Consider the following 21,329-nt stretch of genomic DNA (forward strand, 5'->3'; position numbering starts at 1 on the left):
CTTTTTTTTATTTTTTTAGAGTTCTTTTCTTAATCTTGCTACAGGAATATTCAGCTGTTCACGGTATTTTGCGATCGTTCTTCTCGCAATATTATAGCCCTGCTCCTTCAAAATGACTACCAATGCATCATCCGTCAATGGCTTTCTTTTATTTTCCTTATCAATAACCTCCTGAAGATGGGTTTTAATCTCTTTTGTAGAAACCTCTTCACCGTCATCATTGGTTAAACTATCCGAAAATAAATCTTTAAGATATACTATTCCGTTCGGAGTATCTGCATATTTACTTTTTACCACTCTGGAAATTGTGGAGATATCAAAACCGGTAATATCTGCGATATCCTTTAAAATCATCGGCTTTAATGACTTCTCATCGCCTGTAATGAAATAGTCCTTCTGGAATTTCACAATGGCAGTAATGGTCTGCAATAAAGTATTCTGACGCTGGTTGATGGCATCAATATACCATTTTGCCGCATCCAGTTTTTGCTTAATAAATAAAGCAGCCTGCTTATGTTCTGCAGAGTTCTTATCATGGGAATACGTTGATAAAATATCCTTATACTCTTCAGAAACTCTTAAAGTAGGCGCATTCTTACTGTTCAGCATCGGAATAACCTGCCCGTCTTTTACCTGAATGACAAAATCGGGAATGATTTCCTGATTAATAGTAATCGTCTGAGTATCGAAATTACCTCCTACTTTCGGTGATAGTTTGGATATTTCATCCAGTGCATCCTTCAAATCTTCTTCCTCAATATCATACTTCTGAATGATCTTATTATAATGCTTATTGGTAAGGGCATCAAACTGATGTCTTAGAATATTTGCCGCCAGAGAAACTGCTTTATCAGAGCTTACTTTCTTTTCAATCTGTAAAAGAAGGCATTCCTGCAGGTTTCTTGCTCCCACACCGGATGGATCAAGCTTCTGAATATAGTTTTCAAGAATATCCTCCACTTTTTCTTTAGTGGTGTAAATACCCTGAGAAAAGGCCAAATCATCCACAATCGATTTAATTTCTCTTCTCAGATAACCGTCTGTATCCAGGTTTCCAATGATATATTCTGCAATTTTCACATCTTCATCCGAAATATTCACAAGATGAATTTGCTCCATTAAGTAATCATATAAAGACTGACCTTCTGTCAGAAGACTTTCATTATCAAATTCTTCATCATCAGGAGAGTAGTTGCTGGATGCTGTTTTATAGCTTGGCTCATCATCATAAAGATATTCGTTGACATCGAAATCAGTTTCAATGCTTTCTGTACCCTCACTCTCGTAAGAATCTTCAAGGGAAGAATAATCATCTTCCTTAGAGTCTTCTTTTGCTATTTCCAACGCAGGATTTTCCTCTAACTCTCTTTCCAATTCCTCCTCAAACTCCAGAGTATGAAGCTGAATCAACTTCATCAACTGAATTTGCTGAGGCGCCAGCTTTTGTCCTAATTTGAGCTGTAAGTGTTGTTTAAGCATATCTGTCTTTGTGTTTTAACATACATATTCTACGAATTTAATAAATTTATTTGTAGAATAATAATTTTTAGCACGATTTTTGTAGTATAGATTTTTATAATAAACTATTTTAAATAAACTAAAAAGCCTTAAAAATTACTTTAAGGCTTTTTATTTTTAGAATTCTGCGTTTTTCGGAGTCCTTGGGAAAGGAATTACATCTCTGATATTGGTCATTCCCGTTACAAAAAGCACTAACCTTTCTAGCCCCAATCCAAATCCTGCATGCGGCACAGAACCGAATTTTCTGGTATCCAAATACCACCAAAGCTCATGTTCATCTACATGCATCTCTGTCATTTTCTGTTTCAGAACATCTAGTCTTGCTTCTCTTTCGGAACCTCCGATGATCTCTCCGATTCCAGGGAAAAGGACATCCATTGCCGCAACGGTTTTATTATCATCATTCAGCTTCATATAGAATGCCTTGATTTCTTTCGGATAATCAAACAGAACTACAGGACTTTCGAAATGTTTTTCAACCAGATATCTTTCGTGTTCAGACTGAAGATCGGTTCCCCAGTTTTCAACCGGATAAACGAATTTTCCTTTTTTATTTTCCTTAGAGTTCATTAGGATCTCAATCGCTTCTGTATAAGAAACTCTCTTGAAACGCTTAGCAACAACATTTTCAAGTTTCTCGATCAATCCTTCTTTTGCTCTGTCTTTTTCTGCTTTTCCTTTTTGTTCTTCAGCAAAACGCTTGTCCAGGAACTCCAAATCATCTTTGCAATTATCCAGTACATACTGAATCACATATTTCAGAAAATCTTCTGCCAAATCGATGTTGTCTTCAAGGTTGTTGAAAGCAACTTCCGGCTCGATCATCCAGAATTCTGCCAAGTGACGGGTTGTGTTTGAGTTTTCTGCACGGAAAGTAGGTCCGAACGTATAAATTCTTCCCAATCCCATCGCTGCAGTTTCCCCTTCAAGCTGCCCGGAAACCGTTAAATTAGTTTTTCTTCCAAAGAAATCCTGAGAGAAATCGATATCTCCCTGCTCATCTCTTGGAATATTATTTAGATCAAAGTTGGTCACTCCAAACATTTCTCCAGCTCCTTCCGCATCAGCTCCCGTAATTACAGGGGTATTGATATAAAAAAACTGGTTTTGATTAAAGAATGAATGTACCGCAAAACTTACTGCATGACGCACTCTGAAAACCGCTCCGAATAAGTTGGTCCTGAATCTTAGGTGAGCCTGCTCTCTCAACGTTTCCAATGAATGCTTCTTAGGCTGAAGAATCGTTTTATCTCTTTCCTCAGTAAAGTTGTCTCCTAAAATAATAATCTTTTTAGCGATGATCTCTACCGTCTGTCCCGCTCCCTGGCTTTCCACAACTTCACCTACCACTTTCAAAGAAGCCGCAGTACTGATTTTACTAATAATCTCTTCGTCGAAATTTTCGAAATCAACAACTATTTGCAAATTATTAATCGTAGAACCATCATTAAGCGCAATGAAGCGATTTGAACGGAACGCTCTTACCCAACCGTAAACCGTAATGTCATGATGTAATACTTTCTTGTAATCCTGTAGGATTTCCTTAATTGTCTGCTTTTTCATTTGTTGATTAAAATTTTTATATAAAAATTAATGTCCGCAAAGTTACAAAAAAACAGCGCAACTTGATGATTGCACTGCCTTAATTAAAAAGTGATTTATCAATTACTTAGCGAAGAACTATGCTTCAAATATGAATTAATTAAAGAAAATTGACTTTTTACGCTGTTTCCCATTCCGGATTTTCCACGCATGGTAAGAGCTGGGAACATCATACTGCCACTTTGGAAGGAATAAAATAATCATGATAACATCAATATGAGAAATAAAACCTAATATAACCGTCAAATAAAAAGCCCAACCTGCCTGCTGAAATCCAATTAAATAAGTAAAGGCAATCAGCAGACTTATTCCCCACATTTTCGATAAAAAAGCATGAGTACAGGTTTCCTTACCGAATTTCAGAATACTTACAACATAGCACAAAGCTTCCATTAACAGGATCAAAAGAATTCCTTCCCATTCACTTTTTATCAATTCTAGATTCAGAAAATAGGCTGCAAATCCTAACGAAAGCCAGAAAACCAAGTCAGTCTGACTGTCTAATCTTCTTAATTTTTCCGAAGAAGCTCCAATTTTCCGGGCAATAATGCCGTCGAAAATATCTGTTAACAATCCAAAATACATTAAAGAGAGAAGTAAGAATCGTGATTCTATACCTTGAAAATAAGCCAAGAAGAGAATAATTGGAGCAAGAAGAAATCTTATGATAATTAAAATATAGGGTATTGTTTTCATGATTTTAAAAATTAATTATGGGTAAACTTCTTTTTCCATTTTTGTTCCACAGACCAATTTGCAGCCCTTTCAATTTTTTAGATGTATTTACTAAGCCAATCTGCAGCCCTTTTACGTCATCACCAGCATTATATCCACCAATCTGTGTTCCTCTTACCATTTCTGCATCATTGAAAACTGAAAGACTCATTCCATTGAGCTCCTTTGAATAGACACCCAACGAAGAGGCAAAAATTCCGTTTCCTTTTTCAATATAAGTTGTAAATAGAGTACCCGATATACCATTCATCGTATGACCATAATTGTAAAGAGAAATACTCATCCCGTTATGACTCACTCCTCGTAAGTATCCCGCAGCAGAAATATTAAGTCCGTTAATCTTTATAAACTCTGTATTTTCGCCTTTTGCAGGATCGTAAAACATCCACAATAAAAATCCTAAAGCATTAACATCTATATTTAATCCATTCACTTTTTGGAGCAATTTTACATTTTGTTCTTTAATAATATGTTCAGAATCAAAACCCAATCCGATTGCCAATCCATTTACTTTACCAATTTTATCATTCAAAGGAGTTAAAGCAATCAATCTCGTTTTTTGCACTTTCAAGCTGTTTTGAGCATGAAAAAAATTAATTATCAAAAAGCTCATTATTAATAAAATCCTTGTTCTCATAATTCATTATTCTAAAATTATGTTTCAAAATTATCTGCGAAAAACACAAATCCGAATGCGAAAAAAAATTAAAATAAATAAGTACATTTGTGAAAATCACAAAACCATGCATCATGAACTTTTACTGAGGGAAATCCGAAAAAGAATTGGCGACAAATCATTGAATGATGAGATTGCCAATATCCTGAATATAAGCTATGATGCTGCCCACAGAAGAACCTCACAGAAGGCAAAATTCAGTTTTGAAGAAGCTTTGGAGCTGGCTAAATATTATCAGATTTCTTTAGATCAGTTTCTTACTTCCGACCATCAGATCCTGGTTCGGAAAACTTCAGCAGTTACCCAAACGGAAGATTTACAGTCTTTTTTTCAGAATAACCTCAGTATTTTTGAAAATTTGCCGCTTTCCGATGAGATGACTATTTATTATTCCGCGAAAGACATTCCGTTTTTCTATACACTTTCGGATACCTTACTTTCCCGTTTCAAAATATATGTATGGATGAATCTGCTGAATGCCAAACAGGTTTTTGTACCATTTTTACAGTTCTCCCCTCCTCAGTTTGAAGCTGACACGAAGGAACTAAGAAAAAAATACGAAGAACAGCATGTTGCTGAATTATGGAATGACATGACTATTTCCAGTATTTTACAACAGGTCTTATTCTATTACGACACCCGGCTTTTAAAAAGAAATGAAGCACACATCATTCTACAGGAGCTGAATGAATTAATAGAGTTTATTGAGAAAAAAACTGAAAACAATCCGAAATTTCATCTCTATGAAAACGAGCTGATGCATCTTTCCAATGACATCTTTTTTCATCACCCTCAACAGTCACTTTTTGCTTTACCAACAAATATGTTCGGATATATTTTGATTAATGATGCCAAAACCTGCAACGAAACGCTAAATTATTTTGAGCATCAAATCAAAAATTCAAAATCACTGAACACTTCAGGAAATCGCGATAGGAAAATATTTTTCAATAAAATGTACCAGCAAATTGAAAATTTAACCCAAAAACTATAATATGAAAAGCCTTCGTCATGGTGAATTTTTCGGGCAGACTAACGAAACTCTCAATTTCGATGGAGTTACTATTACGGATACAGAATACACCCATTCTTTTGTTGATTGGCATTATCATGAAAACCCTTATCTTACGTTTCTCCTACAGGGAAATATGACGGAAGGCAACAAAAAAGAAATATATGATTGCTCAGCAGGAACATTGCTTTATCATCATTGGGAAGATGCACATTACAATATAAAGCCAGATGTTTTTACCCGTGGATTTCACATCGAAATTACAGAAGATTGGTTTGAAAGATTTCACGTTCCGAAAACTCAAGTTGAAGGAAGCTTTACTATTAAAAACCCTGCCATAAAGTTGTTGATGCATCAGATTTTCAAAGAAACAAAATTAAATGATGATTTTCCTGATCTTTCTGTTCATCAACTTTTATTAAATCTTTTTGATCAATTATCAAATCAAAAAAGCGATACAAAAAAGAAGCCAGCCTGGGTAAAACAACTTGATGAAATTTTGCATGAACATTTTACAGAAAAATTGAATTTAGTTGAGCTTTCCCAAACATTAAATATTCATCCAGCACATTTGAGCAGAGATTTTCAGAAGTATTTTCAATGTAATCTGGGAGAATATCTGAGAAAATTAAAGGTTGAAAGATCCTTACAACTTTTGAATGAATTTGAGTCTTTATCGGAAGTTGCATTGGAGTGCGGATTTTCAGACCAGAATCATTTTATCCGTTGTTTTAAGGCAAATATCGGAGTTACACCTTGGAAATATCGGAATATTTTGAAATAGTCTTTCAACAGATTTCACAGACAATTGCGCATATTTTATATTTCATTTGATTCAGTAGTCCTTCTGACGAAAGAAGAATCTCACTTCTCAATAACAGATTCTTCACTGCGCTTCGCTTCGTTCAGAATGACAGTGTGTATTAGCAGTATATATTAATATGTAGTACAAAGGAAAATTAAAATGTTAATTTCATTCTATTTTTTCTAAAAATTGATATCTATTTTTGTTTAGATAAAATTGACAATGAAACTCATCATCTTATTTTTTTTAATTCTAATTTCAAGTTTGTCTTTTGGCCAAGCTTCAAACATTATTGAGCCGGAAAAAATTGAAAATTCCGTTCAGAAAAATCATTTGAACAGAATTATGTTTTTAGACAGAGTCATTTCTCTAGAAAATATAAAAGAAAGTGATTTCTTAAAAACCATGACATTTCATGAGGATAAGGATTTTGATATCCGTATCTTCCTCAGTAATTCATTGGTCAATTACTTACATCAGCTCGAACCCCATTTACCTGCAGATGAACTCTTGAAAAACAGAAATTATCAATTTAATTTCATCATTGACGGAAAACTGATATATGCTGAAAATCTGAATCCGGGAGCAGGAACCGCAGAAAGCAAAAAAATCAAAACAAATTTTAGAATTCCTTTTATAAGCGCGACAAACGAAGATTCCTGGGGAAGATATTTATGGATGCGGTTTTATCTTGCAAACGGTGGAATTGATGCGCTAGAACCTGGAAATCATATCTTGAAAATTGAAATAAAACCTTACTTAAAAACTTCAGCCTTGAAGGTAGGAAATGTAATTGCTCAAGGAGAAATTCAATTAATCATTCCTAAAAAAAGTATTTCTGAACAACAAATTGCGGTCCAGAAAATCAAACCCGGAAGTGGCTGGAAAGTTTCTGAAGAAAAGTTCAGCACTGAACGGATAAGAGCTTTAAATCAAAAAATAGCAGAAAACAGGTTTCGGGATATTACCGGAATCGTTATGATAAAAGATGAGAAACTGCTATTGGAGGAATATTTTAACGGGTACAAAAGAGACAGTTTAAATGATACCCGTTCTGTGGGAAAATCTTTTTCATCCGCATTAATGGGAATTGCGATACAAGATGGCTTTATTAAAAGTGAAAATCAAAGTCTGAAAGAGTTTTATAATGTAAGACAATTCAAAAATTATTCTTCTAAAAAAGACAGCGTTACCATTAAAAGTTTACTCACTATGAGCTCCGCATTTAACGGCAATGATGAAGATTACGAATCTCCCGGAAATGAAGAAAATATGTACCCTACAAAAAATTGGGTAACATTCACCTTAGATTTACCGATGACTCAAAATAAAATAGGGAAAAACTGGAATTATTTCACTGCCGGTGTTGTAGTAACGGGTGATATTCTGGATAAATCAGTTCCCAACGGCTTGGAAAATTATGCCGATAAAAAACTTTTTCAACCTCTCGGAATTAAAGAATACAAATGGCAATTTACACCTCAACAAAAGCCTTCTTTAGCGGGAGGACTAAGGATGAAAGCTTTAGATCTTGCCAAATTCGGACAGCTTTACAAAAATAACGGAACCTGGAACGGTAAGAGAATTTTAGAAAAAGTATGGATCAAAAAATCCTTTACCAATTATTTCACGGAAAATAAAGATTTTGAAGGTTACGGATATCTGTTCTGGAGAAAAGTGTATAAAGTCGGTAACAAAGCATTTGAATCTTACCAGTCCAGCGGAAATGGCGGAAACAAAATTATCATTTTTACAGAAATACCAGTGGTGATCGTTATTACAGCAAAAGCATATAATAAACCTTACGCCCATTCTCAAGTCGACAAAATTGTACAGGATTATTTATTGCCCTCGATTTATAATTAATGAAAATTGGTAATAAAGTATATGAAAAAGTGAATGGTCAACAGGAAATTGATCATCACAAAAGAAAAAATAATTATTCGTCTTTTTTAGAAGGAACTAAAAAGACATCAATAAGACCTTCAGGAAGTTCCATTTTAATAAATCTTTCTTCTCTGTTCACTTCAAGAATCCAGTCTTTAATAATAGGAATTACCACTTCCTTTCCATCAAGATTGGTAATGAAATACACTTGTGCTGTCTGATCATTTACAGATCTGATTACGCCACAGTCATTTCCGTTTTCATCTAAAATATTATATCCGATGATTTCGTGATAGTAGAATTGCTTTCCTGATAGTTTTGGCAGTGAAGTCAACGGCAAATAAACATTTTTACCCAAAGACTGGTCTACCAGAGCTTCTGTAGAGTTTTTAAAAGCAATATTAAGAGCATCCAGTTTGCTCCATGATGACTTAGCAATAAAAAAAGGAACCAATAATCCGTTGATTTCAACGAATATTGATTCCAGTTTATTGTAAAGCTCGGGTTGGTCTGTATCCAGTTTAAGGATTACATTTCCCGCAAGTCCGTGTCTGCGTGTGATTTTTCCTAATAAATAGCAATCTTCTTTACGCATACAGGAGTTTTCTTAAGCTTCAGTGTTTTCTTCTGTAGATTCAGCAGCAGCTTCTCCTTCTGTAGCAACTTCTTCAGCAGGTGCATTAGCAGCCTCTTCAGCAGCTTTAGCATCAGCTTCAGCTTGTGCAGCAGCAGCGATTCTAGCTTCATTTACTTTTACTTCAGCTTCTAAAGCAGCTTTCTTAGCATCAGCTTTAGCCGTAGCCAAACCTTCTACTTTACCTTGTACTTTAGATTCTTTAGCTTCTACCCAAGCATTGAATCTTTTTTCAGCTTCAGCCTCATCAAAAGCTCCTTTAGCAACACCACCTTGTAAGTGTTTTTTGTAAAGTGCACCTTTGTAAGAAAGGATAGCTCTTGCAGTATCAGTTGGCTGAGCACCGTTGTTTAACCACTTCACAGCAGAATCAACATTCAAATCGATAGTTGCAGGGTTAGTAATTGGGTTGTAAGTTCCTAGTTTTTCGATGAATCTACCATCTCTTCTTGATCTAGAATCTGCAACCACGATGTGGAAGAAAGGTCTCCCTTTTGATCCGTGTCTTTGTAATCTGATTTTTACTGACATAATGTTTGAATTTTAAGGGAACTCGTCCCAGTTAAATATTTAAGAGTGCAAAGATAAACAAAATTTTCAATTCAATGGTCTGAAACTAAGATATTTTTACATCTTTCTAATAAAATAAAATGAAAGGCAATACTGTTGAGAGGATTACGGAAATGAAAACAGCTAAAAATACAATAAGATTGTCTCTGGTTTTTCCTGTAATCAATCGTATTACCCAATAATTTACGATATAGAGAGGAATCAATAAAAGAAACGAAGCTCCATTGGTTATTGAAACCAAATCTCCTAATACCAGGATTCCGATAAATGTTGATATTAAAATCCCCAAAAGGCTTCTGTAAATAGTTTTTTTGTCGATTGTATTATTTTCTTTGTACGATGAAAATTGATAGTACTTTTCGATAATAAGATGTTCCAATTCCCTTTTAGTAAGAATATCAGATGAAATATTGTTCTCAATAACATTGAAATCATCTCCTTTCTGAACTCTATTATGAATCTCAAAAGAAATCCTTCCTTTTTCTTTAATTAAAGCCGTCCTGAAATTAGCTTTCTTTACAAATTCATTATAATCGAATTTCTGACTGATTGCCTCTCGCATTTCATCGTTGATCTTCCCTGTATGCTCTACCATAGAAAGATAGGCAACGATTAAATCTTCTTCGTTATAATTCCTGTAAATATTTTTCATTTCAAATTTGTCCCATGTAGAAAAGCCCCAGGCATTTCTGGTTTTCTTCAATTGTTAAAGATTCTTTCAGATGATCTACGATTTTCGGAGAACTCCAGTAACACCCTATTCCATTAGCTGTACAGGTAAGATACATATTCTGAACCGCCATAGAAACCGCTGCGATTTCTTCCCATTCCGGAACCATACCGCTGAAATTAACTACAATAGAAATAACGGTATCAGCTTTATTGATTTTAAAACCAATATCGTTATATTTTTTTTCCAGAAAAAGTTGTTCGGGTTGAGTTGCCTTGTAAATAGACTGCATTTCTAAAGCCAGTTTGGCTTTTTCCTGTCCCTTAAATATTTTAAAACGCCAAGGTTTTGTACGTTTGTGATTGGGAGCCAGTGTTGCTGAATGTAAAATCTCATCAATAATTTCCTGAGAAATTTCATTTTCATTATAATCTTTTGGAAAGATACTTCTTCTTTGCTCTATGATTTCTTTTAAAACTTCTGCTTTATTCATGAAGCAAAATTACAACATGAAATTCAATATACTTTACTTATTCTAAATTAAATAAGCTTAAAAATCTGTTTGTCATTCTGATGAAGGAAGAATCTCAGCAATAACAACAATTCTTCTTTACGTTTCGCTTCACTCAGAATGACAGTGAGGAGACATTATAAAACCTCAACGATCTCCTGATGGATTTTATTTAATGTAAAATCATCACCGGATTTCATCCCCATCATTTTTTTAGCCATCGGACTTTCCGGGGAAATCGCATAAAAACGATCACCCTCAAAGAAAAACTCACCCAGTGAAACCGAAATATAAAAACGGGCTTTATTGGTAATTACCAGAGAACCCAGCTGTATACGTTCAGTAGAATTTGTTAAAACCTTCGCCATATTTCTTCTCAAATCATTCAAAGCTCCAAGCTGTCTTTGCATCTGGTAGATTTCCTCCTGCATTTCTTCTCTCATACTGTCATATTTCGGAGTTTTTTTGATATCGCGACTTGCTTCCTGGGTAAATTCAATGAAGTTTTTAAGCTTCTCAATCTTTTCAGCAATCACGCTTTTCACATAATTTCTTATGTCATTTTTTTCAAATACTATCTTCTCCATACATCGAATCTTTATATAAAGATAATATTTTTATATAAAAAAGCCTTGTAAAAAATTTTACAAGGCTTTGATTTTATTTTTCTACCAATTTCTTCAGATTGTCCAATCCCTCTCCATAAGACTTACCCATCTGATAATCCATCATCGGTCTCATTATTTTCATCATCGGATCTTGTTCAGTGTCCATACTCCAGGTTACTTTTGTAGAATTGCCTTCAGGTGTTAAAATAATATCTGAAGTAGCCTGGCCTTCGAATGGTTTTTTAAAGATCATTTCCGTTTTCTGCTTTTGATTCGGAATCAATTCTTTAATTTCCTGACAGCCTGCTCCGGCATCTTTATTCTGACTGTCCCAACAATACTTATCTCCTACTTCTCCTGCATTCCCTGTATAATTAAGTGTCATACTTTTATCAAGTTTAAGCCAAGGATTCCATTGGTTAAAAGCTTTCATAGAACTTACTTGTTCCCATACTTTTTCTTTGGGAGCATTAATAACAATAGATTTTTCATAATGATAGTTTTTGCCGAAAGCCAGTATGGCAATCACAGCATACACAAGAATCAGAAGGATAAGTACACCAAGAATTTTTAAGATCGTTTTCATAGTCTAATTTATTTAAAGTTAAAATTTCCAAACGTAAAACTGTTGCCAAAAGTAGTCATTCCACCTTCATTTTAACTTCGCCTATGACAAGATTAATAAAGATAAACAATTTTGTCACATCTTTTCACTCAGGCATCATTTTTGAGCAATTCCCTCACGAATCACTATGATTCCTTACATTTACAATTATTAAAAATCAAAAAATGAATATTTTAACAGAACATTTTAACACACCATATCATTCCGCACCGTTCAATGCTATCAAAAACGAAGATTATCTCCCGGCTTTTAAGGAACTAATTCAAAAATCTGAAGAAGAGATCAATGCTATTGTCAATAATCCTGAAGAACCAACTTTTACAAACGTCATTGAAGCACTAGCATATTCCGGTGAACAGCTTGATGTGGTTTCCAACATATTTTTTAATCTGAATTCCGCTGAGACAAGTGATGAACTACAGCAAATTGCACAGGAAGTTTCTCCGATTTTAACAGAATATTCGTCAAAAATCTCTCAAAACGAAGCTTTGTTTAATAAAATTAAAAAAGTTTACGATGAGAAAGAAAACTACAATCTGAATGAAGAACAACAAATGCTTTTAAATGAAACCTACAAAGGTTTTGTAAGAAGTGGAGCTTTACTGAATGAAGAAAACAAAGAAAAATTAAAGAAAATCAGCATGGATTTATCTTTAAAATCGCTTCAGTTCGGGCAGAATGTATTGGCTTCAACAAATAATTATTTCAAACATATTACAAACAAAGAAGATCTGGCAGGAATTCCGGATGCTATTCTGGAGCAGTATGCTGAAGAAGCTAAAGAAAGAAATCTGGAAGGCTGGGTGGTTACCTTACAATATCCAAGCTATATCCCGTTCATGACCTATGCTGAAAACCGCGAACTGAGAAAAGAAATCGCTTTGGCAAATGGTAAAAAATCTTTTGACGGTGGCGAATTTGACAATCAGAATTTAATTAAAGAGCTTCTTAGTTTAAAACAGCAAAAAGCTGAATTATTAGGATATGGTAATTATGCAGACTATGTTTTGGAGGAAAGAATGGCTAAATCCCCATCAAAAGTTATTGACTTTTTAAATGAATTGTTAGTAAAAGCAAAACCTTATGCAGACAAAGAAATTGAGGAATTAAAATCTTTGGCAAAAGCAGATGGGATTGATGAATTGCAGTCGTATGACCATGCTTTTTATGCTGAAAAACTTCGTAAAGCAAAATATGATCTGAATGATGAAGAATTAAAGCCATATTTCCCTTTAAACCAGGTTCAGGATGCTGTTTTCGGATTAGCAAACCAGCTTTTCGGATTGACTTTTGAGGAAAGAAATGACATTCCGAAATATCATGAAGATGTAAAAGTATATGAAGTAAAAGAAAATGGGGATTATAAATCTTTACTGTACGTTGATTATTTTCCAAGAAAGGGCAAAAGAGCCGGAGCATGGATGACAAGCTATAAAAATCAGTATAAAAAAGATGTTGAAAACTCACGTCCTCATATTTCTATCGTTTGTAATTTCAGCAAACCAACAAAAGATACACCGAGTTTATTAACGTTTCAGGAAGTCACTACCTTGTTCCACGAATTCGGCCATGCCCTTCACGGAATGTTGGCCAACACACAATATCCTACTCTTTCCGGAACTTCTGTGAAATGGGATTTTGTAGAATTACCTTCTCAGTTCCTGGAAAATTTCTGTTATGAGCAAGAGTTCTTAAAAACTTTCGCAAAACATTATAAAACCGGCGAAACTCTTCCTGATGAAAAAATCGAGAAGATAGAACATTCAAAAAATTTCATGGAAGGTTACCAGACTTTGAGACAGCTTGGTTTCGGATTGCTGGATATGAATTACCATACAAAAGTGGCAGAACTGGAGAACAAAACCGTAAAACAGTTTGAAGATGAGTACACAAAAGCAACACAATTGTATCCTACCAATCCTGAAACAGCAATGAGTCCAAGTTTTTCCCACATCTTCCAGGGTGGTTATTCTGCAGGATATTATTCTTACAAATGGGCGGAAGTTCTTGATGCCGATGCTTTCCAGTATTTTAAAGAAAATGGAATTTTCAATCCTGAAATTGCAGCAAAATACAAAGTCCTGCTTTCTTCCGGCGGTACAAAAGATCCTATGGAACTGTATAAAAACTTCAGAGGCAGCGAACCGAAAGTGGAGAGTTTGTTGAAGAGGGCGTTTGGATAGAAAGAATATTAAAAACCATTAAGACCTTGATTAAAGCTTAATGGTTTTTATTTTTATAGAAATATCAATAAATTGGTAAAAACTTTCCAACCATGATATTTAAAGCTTTCGTTACTTTCTCAATATTATTTTCTTTTCATTTACAATCACAAAGAAGAAATTTCTTCCCTGATTCGGATACCCCCCCTAATTGTAATATAATTAAAAAGGGCACCTTTTTCAGAGATGATAAAACCGATTCACGTTTTAAAGTAAAATTTCACAACAATAAAATGATTGAAGTTTATGGAAATAATACTGTAATTATAGAAAGTAATCTGAAAATGTTGAGCAAATGCAAATTTGAAGGAGAAATAAAAAAAATCAAAACAAAATTTTTAATGACAGATAGTTTATTCTATGTTGGCAAGACAACGACATATGAAATTGTAGAAACTGGGAAAAATTATATTGTTTATGAATATCCATGCGTAGCAGATCTGAATAATTGTACTGAAATTTTAGAAAAAAAATAAACTAGAAAAAACATTTCCTATATTTCCTTAATAAAAAATTTAATAACCTGCACTTTGAAAAAAATCATCCTTACTTTTTTTATTTTTCTATTGAGCGCTAATACTTATCCTTCACAAGAATTAAAAAACAACATAGAATTTGGTTTAATAGGAAATTTAGGATTTTTGCATGTTGGCTATACACTATCTGTTTTTAATTTCTCTAAATTTTCAATTAATACAGGTCTGAAAGTTGGTTACGTTCCCAGTTCCGGTGATGAACAGACGAAAAATCCTCAGAATTCCGTTCCAAATTTTATACATTGAACCTTCCTGTTGAATTTTTATGGTAATTTCACAGATCAAATAATGTTGGAATTGGTGCAAGCTATTCAAAAATTTTCGTAGGATCAAGTGAATATGGCAATCGTCCCAAAACAAATTACAACAGAATGTTGGGAGAAATAAGCTACAGTCATATTCTTAGCTGGGGTGAAAATAGTGGTGACAACCTGGATCAGATTTGCTTTCACCCCGATGCTTCATGACGATCATGCAGATGATGTACAGAATCTTCCCGTTCGACTGTCATTTATTTATAATTTTTAATTACAATAATGAACACAATAACAAAAAGACTCCAAAACATAAAAAAACTCCAAGCCAAAAGATGGGAAAACGAAGAGGAATACTGGGATGAGATCAGTGAACTTTTAATCAACGAGCTGGATGAAATTTTACTGATCGAACCTGAAAATACAGTGGCTTTAATTAGTCTCGGAGCTATTTATTCTGATCTGGGAGAGAACGAAAAAGCCATGTATTATTTAAAACAGGCATTGCAATTAGGTTCTGAAGATAAAAATCTTTACATCAATCTCGCTATTGTCATGGTTGGTATGGGAATGCATGCGGAAGAATATCACGAATATCTTGAAATTGCAGAGGATAAAGAAGAAGATCCGCTGACTTTTAAAGCCTATTTTGATCCGCAGTCGCATTAGTGTATTGATCTTTAAAATCATCTTACCAGTCTCTTATCACTCTTATCCGTGGAAAAGTTAATCAGCCCATCAAGAAAACGAATATAATTTTTAATAAAAAAACGATAGCCAACTATGTTCAATTTTTTCAAGAAAAGCAAACCCGCTAAGCAACCGGCAACTATAATCCCTGTTACGATCCAATCCGTTACTATTCCCAATTTTGGATGGAATAAAGTAGAAGAAAACGATTCCCGGATTGTTTGGTAAACCCGGAAGAAAACGCATTGATTTCACTTTATTTTTTTAATATTCCTCCGGATTTGCCTACTATAAAAGATGTTAATTCCTTGAGAGATTTTTACCGACAATCAATTGCTGCTTCTGGTGGCGGACTTATTGAGGTATCAGCTTTCGATCTGCAGAATTTCCCAAGTGTAAAAACCATTTTTAAAGTTCCTCAACAGGAAGGCGGAATGACTTATCTCACAGCCGTAACAATTCCTTTTGAAAATTGCAGTTTTGTAATTAAAACCCAAGCCGTAGAAATCGGAACCACAGGAATTAGAGATGCTTTTGTTTTGAATAGATTTCTTGAAAACGGTAAAGTAACTTTTGATGGAAACGGACTTAAGAACTGGTTTGAAGATCCCTACGATCCCGCATTTAAAGAAGGAACTCTTATGAACAAATCCGAGCGGGAAGAATACGACACAGAGTTTCCTCAGCATCCTTTATCGATCGCAAGAGCTTCAATTGATAAGGCTATCCGGGAAATAGATTTCAAACCGGAAGTAATGGAGCTTGCAGGTTTTAACAAATAGCAAATCAATTATTACCTGAAAAAAACAACAGTTAAAGGAAAATCATCTTATTCAGTATTTTTAGAAAAAGTCGTATATTTATACATAGTAAAGAAGTTTAGAGCTCATCCAACAACCTTGATAATACTTGAAAGTAAAAACAAGCAGAAAACTAAATTTTTTGATCATGCCCAAGTACGTCATTGAACGGGAAATTCCCGAAGCTGGTAAGTTAACTGGCGAACAATTAAAAGGGATCTCACAAACCTCTTGTGGGGTACTCAGTAAAATGGGTTCACAAATTCAATGGTTACAAAGTTATGTGACAGGTGATAAAATTTATTGCGTTTACATTGCCCCCAACGAAGATATGGTTTGGGAGCATGCAAAACAAGGAGGATTCCCTGCCAACTCTGTAAGTGAAGTTGTCGCCATCATCGACCCTACAACTGCTGAATAAAAGTTATATTGTCTATTCAACATTTAATTTTAGCAGACAGTTTATAGCAAAGTCTAGCATTTGATTGAGATATACTGTAAGGAAATCTTAATCAAATGCTATTTTGTGATCATTCATCCGTTATACTATTTGAAAAACTTTTATTTTAAGTATTTTTTGCATTGATTTTTCTCTATTTTAGTTCATGGAAAATTATTACAACCATAAAAAACAACTAAATACAGCCTACGATTAAGTCAGTAAAAAAATAATTAACGAATGAAAAATATTGAATTTAATTTTGGTGAATATCACTTCTCCACCGATAAAAATAAAATGGACATTCCTGCAATTCATGATTTTTTATCAAACCATTCCGGATGGAGCAATGGTATTCCCATTAAGAAAGTTGAATTATCTATTCAAAACTCACTTAATTTTGGTGTTTTTCATCACAACCGTCAAATTGGATTTGCAAGAATAATTTCAGACTTTTCAACCATTGCCTATCTGGGAGATGTTTATCTTCTTAACGATTATCGCGGAAAAGGCATCTCCAAAAAACTAATGGATTTTATTATATCTCATCCCAATTTACAAGGACTAAGAAGATGGATATTGTTAACATCCACAGCTGATTGGTTATATGAAAAATATGGATTTGAAAAAATACCTAACCCGGAAATCTATATGGAATTGTATAATCCAAACGTTTATAAAAATAACAAATAGTTATAAATTACAGATTTCAGTTTCACAATTATGTAAAACATAATAAAAACCAAAATGACATAGTCTCAGAAAATTAATAATATTTGTATTTTAGATTAGAAAAACAGAATGTAAAAACTAAAAAGCTATTATCATAATTCGTATCTTTAAATAAGGAACAGCAATTTAAATTATTAATAAAATATGGCAGAAGAACTTTACTTTCTAAAAACCAATCCTCTTGTTGCCAAAATTAATTTATATAATAAGCTGTGCAATGAAGAAGATGATGTTTTACGCTTTCTAAATGAGGATAAAAAAACAAACCTTGAGGTTATTAAAAATAAATTACAGGATTCTATCGAAACCCTTAGTCCGGAAGAGCTTCGACAGCTCTTTGACTGGTTTAAGTTTCAATATAATTCAGCTTCTGTCAATGGAAATCTGAATAATGACGAAGTAAAAACCCAACTGTACATCAATGGGATTGATTTATTTCATGAAATTCCATCTAATCTTACCCAAACATTTGACAGGATTCTCAATGATTATGAAAAAGTAAATCAAACTCATCTTCAGTATCTTTCAGATGCAGAAAAATTTAATAAGTTTTTACTCTATGCTCTTTTCTACACAAGCTTTGCTCTTGAAGACGACAGTGAGAAACGTATTTTGACTGACTATTTAAAATCACAGCATCCTTCAATTTACGAATCGGCCCAATCCGTATTTAAAGAAAAAATAAACCATACGGGTTTTACAGAAGATTTAAATACCAAAGGAATTATATTATTTGACAATTTCTCTGAGCTGTATGATTCAACTAAATTTTACAAAGGTTCTATTATTCAGATTACAGATGTCTAAAAAAATGACCGGAAGAAAAACTCTCTCCCGGTCAATTATATCTAAGTAAGTTTTTATTTAAACTCTTTTTCAGCAACGACTTTATTTCTTGCTTTTGCCAACATAGGAATAGAAATAAGTCCCATTACCAACATAATGATAATCTGTAACGGTAAAGAAATAAAAGAATAGGTTAATCCTACTTCTCCTCCCAATTGTCCGCTTTTTCCCATTGAAATGAACAAAGCCATAAAACCATATTTCATAGCCAGGTTAAAAGCACCAATTCCGCCACTTGCAGGGATGATCATGCCGAATGTTCCTACTACGAGAATCAAAAAGCCATCATCGAAAGTAAAGTTTGAAGTTTCCGGAAGTGCAAAACATACAAGAAATGCCGCAAAATAATAAGAAACCCAGATTCCTATGGTGTAAAGGATAAATTTTCCTTTTTGTCTCAACTTAAAAATTGAGGTAAAACCTTTAAGAATTCCTCTCCCAAAATTGATCAGTTTTTCTTTTTTATATTTATAGAAAAGAAGTAAGCCTATTAAAACCAATATAGCAATAGCTATTTTTAAATATAAGTAGAAAGAATCAAAATCATTAACACCTAATTTAATCATTTGCTTTTCAAAAAAATTGGGAACAAACTTATCTTTTTCGACCCTTCTATCCATAACAAAATGGTAGAATGATAAAATTGTATGAAATTTAAAAATAGCCGTCAATGCTAAAAAAGCGAGCATACAAACCAAATCCACCACTCTTTCCAGAATAATCGTCCCAAAAGACTGATCAACCGGAACTTTTTCCACACCATACAAAGCGGTTGCTCTTGCCACTTCCCCGCTTCTAGGGATGGTAAGGTTCATTAAATATCCAAACGAAATTGACCACAATGAATTGGAATTTGAAATCTGGTGCCCCATAGGTTCCAGCATCAGGTTCCAGCGGATTGCTCTGAACCAATAGGCGGCAATTCCAAAGCAGGCGGCAAATAAAACCCACCAGTAGTTTGCTTTGGAAATCGATTTTTTAAAAGATATGTAATCAAAATCTTTAAGAGCCAGCCATAAAAAAAAGCCTGCAATCGCAAGCGAAATTACTATGGTGAGTATTGATTTTAAAGGATTTTTTACTTTTTTTTCCATCAGATTACGTCAAAAGATTGGTTTTCTCGTCCGGGAAAACAATTTTCGGCTGAAAATCTTTAGCTTCTTCGGGAGTCATCTGCGCATAGGCAATAATAATGATGATATCGTCTTTTTGTACTTTTCTTGCGGCAGGACCGTTCAGACAAACTTCACCTGATTTTCTTTTTCCTTTAATAACATACGTATCGAAACGCTCTCCGTTATTCACATTCACGATATACACTCTTTCACCCACTACCAATCCGGCAGCTTCAATAAGCTCTTCATCTATCGTAATACTTCCAATATAATTAAGGTCTGAAGCCGTAACTCTTACCCTGTGAATCTTAGACTTAAAAACTTCTATTAACATGATGCAAATTTATTAATAAAAATTCAGAAAACAGCCTTTTAAAATGATTTTAAAACTAGCAGATATACAGGAGTTTAATTTTAAAAAAAATATTTTTTTTGAATTTTAATTAACAAATATTCAAACATATTCTCAAAAACATTGAGACTTTATCTTAAATTTAGGATTTAATAAATACATGGAATAAAATATCAATTTTGCTAAAGTCAATATACATAAGCAATTGGCATGATTTTAGTAACGGCTAACGTAGATTTTTCGTGAAATGTTAAATTATGATATTTTAATCATTTTCATTGAATTTCAAAAAAATTGCACAATATTTAATAAAAAAATTGCACAATTAGAAAATAGTATTATATTTGCTATAATAACGAACTAACTTTAATATTAAAAATTATGAACAAGTCTGAATTAATCGACGCAATCGCAAAAGATGCAGGAATTACTAAAGTTGCAGCAAAAGCTGCTTTAGAATCATTCATCAGTAATGTAACTTCTACTCTAAAGAAAAAAGACGGAAAAGTTTCTTTAGTAGGTTTCGGAACATTCTCTGTAGCTGAAAGAGCTGCTAGACAAGGTATCAACCCTGCAACTAAAAAACCAATCAAAATTGCTGCTAAGAAGGTTGCTAAGTTTAAAGCTGGAGCTGACTTATCTAACGCAGTTTCTGGTGCTAAGAAAAAATAATCATTCAGATTAAAAGATCAAGGGCTGTTTCGATTGAAACAGCCTTTTTTTATATACTGAGATGCTTCACATTCGTTCAGCATGACAAATACTAATTTAACTTACAAACAGGTAGAATGTCATGCTGAGCGAAGCCGAAGCATCTTTAGATTACAACTTTACGGAGCTAATCTTGCTATTTTCCAATCCAAATCCTCCAAAGTATAAACAATTCTGTCATGAAGTCTATTAGGTCTTCCCTGCCAGAATTCTATTTCATAAGGTCTCGCAATATAACCTCCCCAATTTTCAGGTCTTGGAACTTCAGTATTTTCATATATTGTTTCCAAATCCTTCAATTTTTCTTCCAAAAACTCCCTGTCCGGAATTTCCTGACTTTGTGGAGAAACTACTGCTCCAAGCTGACTTCCTTTAGGTCTTGAATGAAAATACCCGTCACTAAGGTTTTCAGCAATTTTTTCCAGTTCAGCTTTAATAATGATCTGCCTTTCCAGGCCCGGCCAGAAAAAATGAAGACAGGCTTTGCGCGTTCTTTCTATTGCTTTTCCTTTTTTACTGTCATAGTTTGTATAAAAAATAAACCCTTCGTAGGTATATGACTTCAGCAAAACCATTCTTGTACGCGGGCATCCGTCTTCTTCCACTGTAGAAACCGCCATAGCATTGGCTTCGGAAATACTTGGAGTTTCGCTTGCTTCCAAATACCAGTCGCGAAATTGTTCCATAGGATTTTGTTTAATCTCACTTTCAATAAGTTGAGATTTCTCGTACACTTTTCTCTTATGGTGCAGGTTTTCCATAAATATTTTTATTAA

25 protein-coding genes are annotated in these 21,329 nt (G+C 33.9%); 12 read left to right on the forward strand and 13 right to left on the reverse strand.

Annotated features, from left to right (window positions below; all coding sequences use genetic code 11):
* Positions 1-15 precede the first annotated feature (15 nt).
* The 4 genes from rpoN to CLV73_RS09295 all read right to left on the reverse strand — a co-directional run bounded on the left by rpoN (position 16) and on the right by CLV73_RS09295 (position 4,423).
* Entirely contained in the window at positions 16-1,479 is a 1,464-nt protein-coding gene (gene rpoN / locus CLV73_RS09280; RefSeq protein ID WP_100376551.1) for an RNA polymerase factor sigma-54, read from the reverse strand.
* A gap of 156 nt (positions 1,480-1,635) precedes the next feature.
* Positions 1,636-3,084 carry an asparagine--tRNA ligase gene (asnS, locus tag CLV73_RS09285; RefSeq protein ID WP_100376552.1) on the reverse strand — a complete coding sequence of 483 codons (1,449 nt, stop codon included), beginning with the start codon at positions 3,082-3,084 and terminating at the stop codon, positions 1,636-1,638.
* Positions 3,085-3,219: 135 nt separating this feature from the next.
* A complete protein-coding gene (locus tag CLV73_RS09290; RefSeq protein ID WP_100376553.1) occupies positions 3,220-3,819 on the reverse strand; it encodes a CDP-alcohol phosphatidyltransferase family protein in 600 nt (199 codons plus the stop codon).
* 4 nt (positions 3,820-3,823) lie between these two features.
* Entirely contained in the window at positions 3,824-4,423 is a 600-nt protein-coding gene (locus tag CLV73_RS09295; RefSeq protein ID WP_157798774.1) for an LA_2272 family surface repeat-containing protein, read from the reverse strand.
* Between the two features lie 127 nt (positions 4,424-4,550).
* On the opposite strand from CLV73_RS09295, the gene CLV73_RS09300 reads away from it, so the two are divergent.
* The 3 genes from CLV73_RS09300 (at position 4,551) to CLV73_RS09310 (ending at position 8,217) form a co-directional block, all read left to right on the forward strand.
* Complete coding sequence (locus tag CLV73_RS09300) at positions 4,551-5,528, forward strand: helix-turn-helix domain-containing protein (RefSeq protein WP_228424303.1); 978 nt, start codon at positions 4,551-4,553, stop codon at positions 5,526-5,528.
* A 1-nt stretch (position 5,529) separates the two neighbouring features.
* Positions 5,530-6,330 (forward strand): helix-turn-helix domain-containing protein, encoded by an 801-nt coding sequence (locus CLV73_RS09305; RefSeq protein ID WP_100376556.1) that lies wholly within the window; start codon positions 5,530-5,532, stop codon positions 6,328-6,330.
* 243 nt (positions 6,331-6,573) lie between these two features.
* Positions 6,574-8,217, forward strand: coding sequence for a serine hydrolase domain-containing protein (locus tag CLV73_RS09310; protein ID WP_100376557.1), 1,644 nt, complete (start codon positions 6,574-6,576; stop codon positions 8,215-8,217).
* A gap of 73 nt (positions 8,218-8,290) precedes the next feature.
* Here the strand turns inward: CLV73_RS09310 and rimM are convergent, their stop codons facing one another.
* The 6 genes from rimM to CLV73_RS09340 all read right to left on the reverse strand — a co-directional run bounded on the left by rimM (position 8,291) and on the right by CLV73_RS09340 (position 11,817).
* Positions 8,291-8,833 carry a ribosome maturation factor RimM gene (rimM, locus tag CLV73_RS09315; RefSeq protein WP_100376558.1) on the reverse strand — a complete coding sequence of 181 codons (543 nt, stop codon included), beginning with the start codon at positions 8,831-8,833 and terminating at the stop codon, positions 8,291-8,293.
* 12 nt (positions 8,834-8,845) lie between these two features.
* Complete coding sequence (locus CLV73_RS09320) at positions 8,846-9,403, reverse strand: 30S ribosomal protein S16 (RefSeq protein ID WP_100376559.1); 558 nt, start codon at positions 9,401-9,403, stop codon at positions 8,846-8,848.
* Positions 9,404-9,509: 106 nt separating this feature from the next.
* The gene (locus CLV73_RS09325) at positions 9,510-10,145 is read right to left on the reverse strand and encodes a hypothetical protein (protein WP_169925744.1); all 636 of its coding nucleotides are present in this window, start codon (positions 10,143-10,145) and stop codon (positions 9,510-9,512) included.
* Positions 10,096-10,605: a nitroreductase family protein gene (locus tag CLV73_RS09330; protein ID WP_100376561.1), complete on the reverse strand. Its 510-nt coding sequence runs from the start codon at positions 10,603-10,605 to the stop codon at positions 10,096-10,098. Before CLV73_RS09330 ends, CLV73_RS09325 begins: the two co-directional genes overlap by 50 nt.
* A gap of 155 nt (positions 10,606-10,760) precedes the next feature.
* Positions 10,761-11,210, reverse strand: a complete 450-nt coding sequence (locus CLV73_RS09335) for a GreA/GreB family elongation factor (RefSeq protein WP_100376562.1) — start codon at positions 11,208-11,210, stop codon at positions 10,761-10,763.
* A 73-nt stretch (positions 11,211-11,283) separates the two neighbouring features.
* Positions 11,284-11,817, reverse strand: coding sequence for an SRPBCC family protein (locus CLV73_RS09340; RefSeq protein WP_100376563.1), 534 nt, complete (start codon positions 11,815-11,817; stop codon positions 11,284-11,286).
* 203 nt (positions 11,818-12,020) lie between these two features.
* Between CLV73_RS09340 and CLV73_RS09345 the strand changes: the two genes are divergently transcribed.
* The 8 genes from CLV73_RS09345 (at position 12,021) to CLV73_RS09380 (ending at position 18,336) form a co-directional block, all read left to right on the forward strand.
* Entirely contained in the window at positions 12,021-14,039 is a 2,019-nt protein-coding gene (locus CLV73_RS09345) for a M3 family metallopeptidase (RefSeq protein ID WP_100376564.1), read from the forward strand.
* 92 nt (positions 14,040-14,131) lie between these two features.
* Positions 14,132-14,554: a hypothetical protein gene (locus CLV73_RS09350; RefSeq protein WP_100376565.1), complete on the forward strand. Its 423-nt coding sequence runs from the start codon at positions 14,132-14,134 to the stop codon at positions 14,552-14,554.
* A 596-nt stretch (positions 14,555-15,150) separates the two neighbouring features.
* Complete coding sequence (locus tag CLV73_RS09360; protein ID WP_100376567.1) at positions 15,151-15,537, forward strand: tetratricopeptide repeat protein; 387 nt, start codon at positions 15,151-15,153, stop codon at positions 15,535-15,537.
* Positions 15,538-15,651: 114 nt separating this feature from the next.
* Positions 15,652-15,786, forward strand: coding sequence for a hypothetical protein (locus tag CLV73_RS19165; protein ID WP_262496327.1), 135 nt, complete (start codon positions 15,652-15,654; stop codon positions 15,784-15,786).
* Positions 15,780-16,340, forward strand: a complete 561-nt coding sequence (locus CLV73_RS09365) for a hypothetical protein (RefSeq protein WP_100376568.1) — start codon at positions 15,780-15,782, stop codon at positions 16,338-16,340. The genes CLV73_RS19165 and CLV73_RS09365 overlap by 7 nt, the downstream gene beginning before the upstream one ends.
* Before the next feature lie 166 nt (positions 16,341-16,506).
* Positions 16,507-16,779 carry a DUF4242 domain-containing protein gene (locus CLV73_RS09370; RefSeq protein ID WP_100376569.1) on the forward strand — a complete coding sequence of 91 codons (273 nt, stop codon included), beginning with the start codon at positions 16,507-16,509 and terminating at the stop codon, positions 16,777-16,779.
* A 258-nt stretch (positions 16,780-17,037) separates the two neighbouring features.
* Positions 17,038-17,490: a GNAT family N-acetyltransferase gene (locus tag CLV73_RS09375; protein WP_100376570.1), complete on the forward strand. Its 453-nt coding sequence runs from the start codon at positions 17,038-17,040 to the stop codon at positions 17,488-17,490.
* Positions 17,491-17,673: 183 nt separating this feature from the next.
* The gene (locus CLV73_RS09380; protein WP_100376571.1) at positions 17,674-18,336 is read left to right on the forward strand and encodes a hypothetical protein; all 663 of its coding nucleotides are present in this window, start codon (positions 17,674-17,676) and stop codon (positions 18,334-18,336) included.
* Positions 18,337-18,389: 53 nt separating this feature from the next.
* On the opposite strand, the gene CLV73_RS09385 is transcribed toward CLV73_RS09380, so the two are convergent.
* On the reverse strand, positions 18,390-19,469 hold the full coding sequence (locus CLV73_RS09385; RefSeq protein ID WP_100376572.1) for a lysylphosphatidylglycerol synthase transmembrane domain-containing protein: 1,080 nt from the start codon (positions 19,467-19,469) through the stop codon (positions 18,390-18,392).
* A gap of 4 nt (positions 19,470-19,473) precedes the next feature.
* Complete coding sequence (gene panD, locus CLV73_RS09390) at positions 19,474-19,824, reverse strand: aspartate 1-decarboxylase (protein WP_039366628.1); 351 nt, start codon at positions 19,822-19,824, stop codon at positions 19,474-19,476.
* 399 nt (positions 19,825-20,223) lie between these two features.
* On the opposite strand from panD, the gene CLV73_RS09395 reads away from it, so the two are divergent.
* Entirely contained in the window at positions 20,224-20,514 is a 291-nt protein-coding gene (locus CLV73_RS09395) for an HU family DNA-binding protein (RefSeq protein ID WP_047097388.1), read from the forward strand.
* A gap of 158 nt (positions 20,515-20,672) precedes the next feature.
* Here CLV73_RS09395 and pdxH read toward each other — a convergent pair whose 3' ends face one another.
* Positions 20,673-21,314, reverse strand: a complete 642-nt coding sequence (pdxH, locus tag CLV73_RS09400) for a pyridoxamine 5'-phosphate oxidase (RefSeq protein ID WP_100376573.1) — start codon at positions 21,312-21,314, stop codon at positions 20,673-20,675.
* Positions 21,315-21,329: the final 15 nt, after the last annotated feature.

This window comes from Chryseobacterium geocarposphaerae (assembly GCF_002797535.1).
Classification (GTDB): domain Bacteria; phylum Bacteroidota; class Bacteroidia; order Flavobacteriales; family Weeksellaceae; genus Chryseobacterium; species Chryseobacterium geocarposphaerae.